The sequence below is a fragment of the Photobacterium lucens genome (assembly GCF_009873615.1).
GTDB lineage: Bacteria > Pseudomonadota > Gammaproteobacteria > Enterobacterales > Vibrionaceae > Photobacterium > Photobacterium lucens.
In genome coordinates this window covers 1-7,533 of record NZ_SSMG01000015.1, presented here as the reverse complement: position 1 = coordinate 7,533, position 7,533 = coordinate 1, and the positions used below count along the sequence as shown (strand labels likewise).

At 42.2% G+C, this 7,533-nt stretch carries 7 protein-coding genes, 4 tRNA genes and 3 rRNA genes; 12 read left to right on the top strand and 2 right to left on the bottom strand.

Going from position 1 to position 7,533, the window contains the following annotated elements; genetic code table 11:
- The 3 genes from E5A76_RS02065 to rrf (E5A76_RS02055) form a co-directional block, all read left to right on the top strand.
- Positions 1–128: ribosomal RNA gene (locus E5A76_RS02065) — 23S ribosomal RNA — on the top strand; the annotation flags it as partial.
- 85 nt (positions 129–213) lie between these two features.
- A 5S ribosomal RNA gene (rrf, locus tag E5A76_RS02060) occupies positions 214–329 on the top strand.
- Positions 330–361: 32 nt separating this feature from the next.
- A 5S ribosomal RNA gene (gene rrf / locus E5A76_RS02055) occupies positions 362–477 on the top strand.
- 162 nt (positions 478–639) lie between these two features.
- On the opposite strand, the gene pssA is transcribed toward rrf (E5A76_RS02055), so the two are convergent.
- Both pssA and E5A76_RS02045 read right to left on the bottom strand, forming a co-directional pair.
- The gene (gene pssA, locus E5A76_RS02050) at positions 640–1,989 is read right to left on the bottom strand and encodes a CDP-diacylglycerol--serine O-phosphatidyltransferase (protein ID WP_053987265.1); all 1,350 of its coding nucleotides are present in this window, start codon (positions 1,987–1,989) and stop codon (positions 640–642) included.
- Positions 1,990–2,101: 112 nt separating this feature from the next.
- Positions 2,102–2,539: a GNAT family N-acetyltransferase gene (locus tag E5A76_RS02045; protein WP_053987269.1), complete on the bottom strand. Its 438-nt coding sequence runs from the start codon at positions 2,537–2,539 to the stop codon at positions 2,102–2,104.
- An 85-nt stretch (positions 2,540–2,624) separates the two neighbouring features.
- Between E5A76_RS02045 and murB the strand changes: the two genes are divergently transcribed.
- The 9 genes from murB (at position 2,625) to E5A76_RS02000 (ending at position 7,450) form a co-directional block, all read left to right on the top strand.
- The gene (gene murB / locus E5A76_RS02040; RefSeq protein ID WP_161117958.1) at positions 2,625–3,665 is read left to right on the top strand and encodes a UDP-N-acetylmuramate dehydrogenase; all 1,041 of its coding nucleotides are present in this window, start codon (positions 2,625–2,627) and stop codon (positions 3,663–3,665) included.
- Entirely contained in the window at positions 3,662–4,624 is a 963-nt protein-coding gene (gene birA, locus E5A76_RS02035) for a bifunctional biotin--[acetyl-CoA-carboxylase] ligase/biotin operon repressor BirA (protein ID WP_161117957.1), read from the top strand. Before murB ends, birA begins: the two co-directional genes overlap by 4 nt.
- Entirely contained in the window at positions 4,624–5,355 is a 732-nt protein-coding gene (locus tag E5A76_RS02030; RefSeq protein WP_161117956.1) for a type III pantothenate kinase, read from the top strand. Before birA ends, E5A76_RS02030 begins: the two co-directional genes overlap by 1 nt.
- Before the next feature lie 96 nt (positions 5,356–5,451).
- Positions 5,452–5,527: transfer RNA gene (locus tag E5A76_RS02025), tRNA-Thr, on the top strand.
- Between the two features lie 14 nt (positions 5,528–5,541).
- Positions 5,542–5,626: transfer RNA gene (locus E5A76_RS02020), tRNA-Tyr, on the top strand.
- Between the two features lie 38 nt (positions 5,627–5,664).
- Positions 5,665–5,739: transfer RNA gene (locus E5A76_RS02015), tRNA-Gly, on the top strand.
- Between the two features lie 12 nt (positions 5,740–5,751).
- Positions 5,752–5,827: transfer RNA gene (locus tag E5A76_RS02010), tRNA-Thr, on the top strand.
- Positions 5,828–5,928: 101 nt separating this feature from the next.
- Entirely contained in the window at positions 5,929–7,113 is a 1,185-nt protein-coding gene (gene tuf / locus E5A76_RS02005) for an elongation factor Tu (RefSeq protein ID WP_161117955.1), read from the top strand.
- A 148-nt stretch (positions 7,114–7,261) separates the two neighbouring features.
- A complete protein-coding gene (locus E5A76_RS02000) occupies positions 7,262–7,450 on the top strand; it encodes a (2Fe-2S)-binding protein (RefSeq protein ID WP_161117954.1) in 189 nt (62 codons plus the stop codon).
- Positions 7,451–7,533 lie beyond the last annotated feature (83 nt).

Here is a 7,533-nt window from a genome sequence, read left to right as displayed (position 1 = left end):
GATGAGTCATCCCTAGACCTTTAAGGTCTCTAAAGGGTTGTTGAAGACTACAACGTTGATAGGTCGGGTGTGTAAGTGCTGTGAGGCATTGAGCTAACCGATACTAATTGCCCGTGAGGCTTAACCATACAACACCCAAGGGGTTTTATACGGACTCCAAGAACACTTGAACGTGTGTTTGAGAATCAGCTTTCTAAGATTGTANCGAATTTGCTTGGCGACCATAGCATTATGGACCCACCTGATCCCATGCCGAACTCAGTAGTGAAACGTAATAGCGCCGATGGTAGTGTGGGGCCTCCCCATGTGAGAGTAGGACATCGCCAGGNAGAATCAGCTTTCTAAGATTGTAACGAATTTGCTTGGCGACCATAGCATTATGGACCCACCTGATCCCATGCCGAACTCAGTAGTGAAACGTAATAGCGCCGATGGTAGTGTGGGGCCTCCCCATGTGAGAGTAGGACATCGCCAGGCTCAAATTTAAAANGCCCGTTCTGATGAACGGGCCTTTTTTCGTTTTTCTTTTTCTAAAATAGTTTGCTGTAGCAAACTAGACCTACAGTTGAATTATCTAAATATAGAGAGGATAGATTCATCACTGTAGTAGATCACTACAGTGATGACAGATAGGTTGGTTTAAAGTATTTGGTTGAGGATATGATCGGCTTTTACACGACGAATACGTGTGATCAATTTTTTTACTTGAGCTGGATAGCTATCTACTTTTTCTATTTGTTTATAACTACCGATAAGCTGAGTGTGTTCAAGAATACAATCCAATTCTTTTTGTTTTTGCTCTGCTAGTAATTGGTTCTTATCATGAACAAGAATTGCATTTTCTAGATCTAACTTCCAAGCGCGTGGATTTAGGTTATTTCCCGTTACCAGCATGTATTGACGATCGACCCATATGCCTTTTAGGTGGAAGCTATTATTGTCATGTTTCCATAAGTAGATAGCTAATTGGCGGTGAGCGATAGCTGCTTCATTATGCTTGGCAAAGTTACGAAGGTTAACTTCATAAAGGTAAGGTAGTCCAGCAATGGTTTTAAACGGCTCTGATGGTGGAATATAAAAGTCATTTGCTGTTTTATCACCAACAACGATTGTCACTTTCACACCACGTTTCAGCGCTCGTTTTACTTCACGGCTTACGCTTCTTGGAAAATTGAAGTAAGGCGTACAAATTGTTAATTCTGATTGCGCACTCGCAATTAAAGTGCAGATATCTTGGTTCAGTTTGTTCTTTCGCTTACCTAGACCGATTAATGGCGTTAAACCTACTTCATCACTCGCAATTTCATCGGTTTCAAAGTGATAAGTGGCTTGTTGTAGTTCCGAACGTAGATCGCGAATGGCTGTGCGTAATGATTTTGTATCGGGACGATCAGCTTGTGCTAAACAATTTACAGCTTCACTTGAAACAAGCGTGTCTGTAATGAATTGCGCCATACTATCGGCTAGTTTTTCATTGCGAATTACATGGTAGCGGTCGTAACGGTAGCGATCGTGTTGAGCGAGGTACACATCATTTAAACTCGCACCGCTATAAATCACTTTATCGTCGATCACGAAACCTTTTAGGTGAAGTACGCCAAAGACTTCACGGTTTCTTACTGGTACGCCTAAGACTTCAATTTTATGAGTGTATTTTTCTGCATACTCACGATATAGCGCAGCATTACCATCTGATTGCTCTGCACCGATCAATCCTCGTTGAGCACGATGCCAGTCAACGAGTACTTTAATATCAAGTTCTGGATTGTGTTGCTTCGCTTCGTATAGAGCGGTAAGCACGCCTCTTCCTGCTTCGTCATCTTGAAGATAAAGAGCGACCAGATAAATACGCTTTTGAGCTGATTTTATTTCTTGATACAGACGCTCTCTAAATGAATTAGCATCAAAAAGAGTCTCTAAATTCTCGGGCTTGTGCGCAATACATGGCAGTTGCTCAATGCGCTGCCTGTTAGCAATAGCTGAATCCATTATCGCCTCGTTTACACGATCTTTAAGTAGATAAATTTAATTAGGGATGAATTATACCAGAAAAAAGGTGAAGTCAATGTATCTACCAACTGAGATATGACTTTACTAAAGACTACAAACTGGAACTTTGAACAAACACCATAGGAATGAGCTTCTTTCCGCTATTTGCATAGCGTAGAAAACGTTGCTTTATATTATTGGGCAGCTTTTCTATCTCAATGGTATCGAATCCGGATTTTTGGTATAGGTTTTCTAATTCTTGAAATGCAAAGCAGTAACAAGTTTTCTGCTGTATTTGACTATATGTTGCTTGGATAAGTTCATTAGCGATGCCTTTTAATCGATACTCAGGTAGAACTAGCATCCCTGTAAGTAATTGGACATCATCTATGAGTTTGAATCTGACACTTGCAATAATGCGGTTATTGTCCTCTGCCACCCAAATACATTCATCTCTTTTGGCTTTACCTGCTGGATAAAAGTCTTTGTAGAGTTTATTAACAAGAGGTAGACGAATAGGGTCTAGTTGGCGATAAATGCGTTCATTCATGGGAAAACACTGCGTTGTTGGGTGTGATCGGGTAATATAGTTTGAATCTGTATTTAGAAGTATAAAGATTTGGTTGTGGATTAACATGAAAGTTTTACATGAGAGTGGGTTAGCGCCTTATCACACCTTTGGGATTGATGTTTCTGCTAAGTACATTGTAGAAGCATCAAGTGTTGAAGATTTTCTTTCAATTTGGCAAGACGAAATATATCAGGCAATCCCTAAGTTAGTTGTTGGTCAAGGAAGTAACTTACTTTTTTGTGAAGACTATCAGGGCGTGATTATTCTTAACCGTATCAAAGGTATTGATGTCGTCGAAACGGCTGAATATGTTGATTTGCATGTTGGTGGTGGTGAAGATTGGCATCAGTTTGTGGCTTGGACGGTTGATAATGGTTTTAACGGTCTTGAGAATTTAGCGTTGATCCCTGGCTGTGTTGGTTCATCTCCTATCCAGAATATTGGTGCTTATGGGGTAGAGCTAAAAGATGTGTGTCACTACGTGGATGTGTTAAATGTCCTAACGGGTGAATCTCAGCGTTTAATGGCTGAAGAATGCAATTTTGGTTACCGTGACTCTATCTTTAAGCATGAACTTAAAGATAGCCATATTATTACTGCTGTAGGTTTTCGTTTAGCGAAGGATTGGCAGCCGCAAATTAGTTATGGCCCATTAGCAAAGTTTTCTTTAGAGAGCGTTACTGCAAAAGAAATTTTTGATGAAGTGTGTTCTGTTCGTTGTGAAAAATTACCGGATCCTAAGGAAATGGGCAACGCAGGAAGCTTCTTCAAAAATCCGATTATTGGGCTAGCATCTCGCGATCGCCTTCTGTCTGAATTTCCCAATATGCCAAGTTATCCCGTTGATTCAGGACATTGTAAATTAGCGGCCGGTTGGCTGATTGATCAGTGTGGTTTGAAGGGATACCAAATTGGGGGGGCGAAAGTACATCCTCAACAAGCACTTGTTTTAACTAATACCGGTAATGCAACAGCTCTTGATGTGCTGCATTTAGCGCAATACGTCGTTGATACTGTCGCTGCAAAGTTTGATGTTGCACTGGAACATGAAGTGCGTTTCATGGCGCATGATGCGGAAACAAACTTACAAGAGATGCTTCAATGATCGATCACTCAACACGCTTGGCATTGATCCGATTACTCTCTGATGGTGAGTTTCATTCAGGTGAAAAGCTAGGGAACGATCTAGGGATCTCTCGAGCGGCGATAGCTAAGCAGATCAAAGTGATTCAAGATTGGGGACTTGATATTTTTCGATTACAGGGCAAAGGTTATTGTCTTGCATCTCCGATTGAGTTACTCAACAAAGAAACGATTCTTACACAAAGCAATTGCGCTCATTTAGATCTGATCCCTGTTATCGACTCTACCAATCAATATTTATTAGATAGGGTGGGACAATTACCGACTGGTAGTGTGTGTCTTGCAGAGTACCAACAAGCAGGACGTGGTCGTCGGGGGCGTCAGTGGCTATCGCCATTTGGTAGTAACTTATATCTTTCCATTTATTGGCGTTTAGACGCTGGCATGGCTGCTGCTATGGGGCTAAGTCTTGTTGTTGGTGTTGCAATCGCTGAAACATTACAGCAACTCGGTGCGCCAGATGTCCGAGTAAAATGGCCTAATGATATTTATTATAAAGATCAAAAGCTCGCAGGCATTTTAGTTGAAATGACAGGTCAGGCAGGTGATGCCGCCCATTTAGTGATTGGTATGGGGTTGAATGTAAGCATGCCAATTAAAGAGCAGACTGAAATAACCCAAGCTTGGACAAATCTGCAACAGGCTTGCCAAGCATTACCATCTCGCAATCAGTTAGTCGCACAACTTATCGCTCATTTAACACAGACGTTGATTGATTATGAGCAACAGGGCTTAACTGGTTTTGTTGAACGTTGGAACAAAATAGATAACTTTTTAAATCGTCCTGTGAAGTTATTAATTGGCGAGCGTACCGTAGCAGGGATTGCTCGTGGAATTGATACACAAGGGGCATTGTTACTGGAAACTGATGAGGGTGTGACACCTTATATCGGTGGTGAAATCAGCCTTAGAGGTTGTTAATGCAATTATTAATTGAAGCGGGCAACACTTATGTGAAAGTTGCCTTATTAACAAAAGATGAACAAATCGAACAAATTGGTAAGTATCCAAGCCAAAAGCTTGAGCTTGTGCTTCAACCGCTACTTGAAGGGGATATTGAGCGAATTGTGTTTGCAAGTGTTGGACCGGTGGAAGTTGATAACACCATTCAGCGAATAGCACAATTGGCAAATATTCCAGTGATCCAGGTAAAAACAGCACGAGAAGATTTTGGTGTTACTAATGCATATAAAGAGTATCAATACCTCGGGATAGATCGTTGGTTAACGCTTGTTGCCATTCATAAACATTTTAACCAGCCAACAGTGATTGTTGATATTGGTACAGCCTTAACGTTTGATGTGATGAGCGAGACAGGGCAACACCTTGGTGGTTGGATAGTACCGGGTTACCAGTTAATGATGAAATCGGTATTAGATAATACAACTAAAGTGTTTTCAGATCATGATCACAGTGAGTCATTAGCATTAGCTGATAATACAGCAGATGGTTTGAAAAATGGTTGTCGTGCAGCATTAGTCGGTTTAATTGAATTTGGCTTAAAGCAAGCAGAAAAAGAACTCAGACAATCGCCTGAGGTGATCTTATGTGGAGGAGGAGTACGCCACTTACCTAAAGACTGGTGTGCAGCTTTCCATCATCGTTCGGAATTAGTCTTAGAAGGCTTAGCCTTGTATGCGAAGCAACGATAATGTCCAATTTTACGACAATTAGAAAAAAAACAGTAAAAAAAACGAATTAGGGTATTGCAACAAAAATAATCATTATCTAGAATGCGCACCACTAACGCCGACTTAGCTCAGTAGGTAGAGCAACTGACTTGTAATCAGTAGGTCACCAGTTCGACTCCGGTAGTCGGCACCAGTTTTAAGAATTTCGGTGGGGTTCCCGAGTGGCCAAAGGGAGCAGATTGTAAATCTGCCGGCACTGCCTTCGAAGGTTCGAATCCTTCCCCCACCACCATTTTCAAATGTTTGAATAGCTCTACGAGAAACAAGATTGCGGGCATCGTATAATGGCTATTACCTCAGCCTTCCAAGCTGATGATGCGGGTTCGATTCCCGCTGCCCGCTCCACATTTCTTGTGTGCTGATATAGCTCAGTCGGTAGAGCGCACCCTTGGTAAGGGTGAGGTCGGCAGTTCAAATCTGCCTATCAGCACCACTCTCAAGTCCTATTTCATCCATTTGTTATATACTCAACAAACCCATGTTTGGTTGTGTGGTCGTAATGCCACTTAATACCGTGCCCAGAGGGACTATCCATTGTCTAAAGAAAAATTTGAACGCGTAAAACCGCACGTAAACGTTGGTACTATCGGCCACGTTGACCACGGTAAAACTACTCTAACTGCTGCTATCTGTACTACACTTGCTAAAGTGTACGGTGGTGCTGCTCGTGACTTCGCATCTATCGATAACGCTCCAGAAGAGCGTGAGCGCGGTATCACAATCTCTACTTCTCACGTAGAGTACGATACTCCAACTCGTCACTACGCACACGTTGACTGTCCTGGACACGCCGATTACGTTAAAAACATGATCACTGGTGCTGCTCAAATGGACGGTGGTATCCTAGTTGTTGCTGCAACTGACGGTCCAATGCCACAAACTCGTGAGCATATCCTACTTGGTCGCCAGGTTGGTATCCCTTACATCATCGTGTTCATGAACAAGTGTGACATGGTTGATGACGAAGAACTACTAGAACTAGTAGAAATGGAAGTTCGTGAACTTCTATCTGAGTACGAATTCCCAGGCGACGACTGCCCAGTAATCATGGGTTCTGCACTTGGCGCACTAAACGGCGAAGAGCAGTGGGAAGCTAAGATCATCGAACTAGCTGAAGCTCTAGATTCTTACATCCCAGAGCCAGAGCGTGCGATCGATCGTCCGTTCATCCTTCCAATCGAAGACGTATTCTCAATCCAAGGCCGTGGTACAGTAGTAACTGGTCGTGTTGAGCAAGGTATCATCACTGTAGGTGACGAAGTAGAAATCGTTGGTATCAAGCCAACTACTAAGACTACTTGTACTGGTGTTGAGATGTTCCGTAAGCTTCTTGACGAAGGCCGTGCTGGTGAGAACGTTGGTGTTCTACTACGTGGTACTAAGCGTGACGAAGTTGAGCGTGGTCAAGTACTAGCTAAGCCTGGTTCAATCACTCCACACACAACTTTCACTTCAGAAATCTACGTTCTGTCTAAAGATGAAGGTGGTCGTCACACTCCATTCTTCAAAGGTTACCGTCCACAGTTCTACTTCCGTACAACTGACGTAACTGGTACTATCGAGCTACCAGAAGGCGTAGAAATGGTAATGCCTGGTGATAACATCTCTATGACTGTTACTCTAATCGCGCCAATCGCGATGGACGAAGGTCTACGTTTTGCTATCCGTGAAGGTGGCCGTACAGTTGGTGCTGGTGTTGTTGCAACTATCATTGCTTAATAACACTTAGTACTTACGTACAGAAAAAGGGAGCTTCGGCTCCCTTTTTCGTATCTGAAAGATCACAATAGTTATAACGACATTAGCCAAAATCTGATATTAGGTTCTATGCTAATGAGTATGACTGACAAAGATTTAACGATTAGTTATGTATGTTTGCTTATGCCATGCAATATCTGATAAGAAAATCGTTAAACTCGCTAATGAGTTTAATGTGACCGACATTCGTGTGCTTAGGCAATTAACGCCTTTGGGCTCTCAATGTGGTAAATGTATTAGGCAAGCTCAACATATTCTTCAAACAATCACTCCTCTACCAAGTAAGATTCATGATTGAATCTTCCATTTCAGACACACTTGCTTTTGACACAAGCTCTAGCACTTCTATTCTTTAAAAATGAATAGGGGAGAGTCTATGAA

Bases quoted from the DNA above. Each gene is read 5' to 3' on its own strand.
- pssA (WP_053987265.1), bottom strand. From the start codon at position 1,989: ATGGATTCAGCTATTGCTAACAGGCAGCGCATTGAGCAACTGCCATGT.
- E5A76_RS02030 (WP_161117956.1), top strand. From the start codon at position 4,624: ATGCAATTATTAATTGAAGCGGGCAACACTTATGTGAAAGTTGCCTTA.
- birA (WP_161117957.1), top strand. From the start codon at position 3,662: ATGATCGATCACTCAACACGCTTGGCATTGATCCGATTACTCTCTGAT.
- E5A76_RS02000 (WP_161117954.1), top strand. From the start codon at position 7,262: ATGTATGTTTGCTTATGCCATGCAATATCTGATAAGAAAATCGTTAAA.
- E5A76_RS02045 (WP_053987269.1), bottom strand. From the start codon at position 2,539: ATGAATGAACGCATTTATCGCCAACTAGACCCTATTCGTCTACCTCTT.
- murB (WP_161117958.1), top strand. From the start codon at position 2,625: ATGAAAGTTTTACATGAGAGTGGGTTAGCGCCTTATCACACCTTTGGG.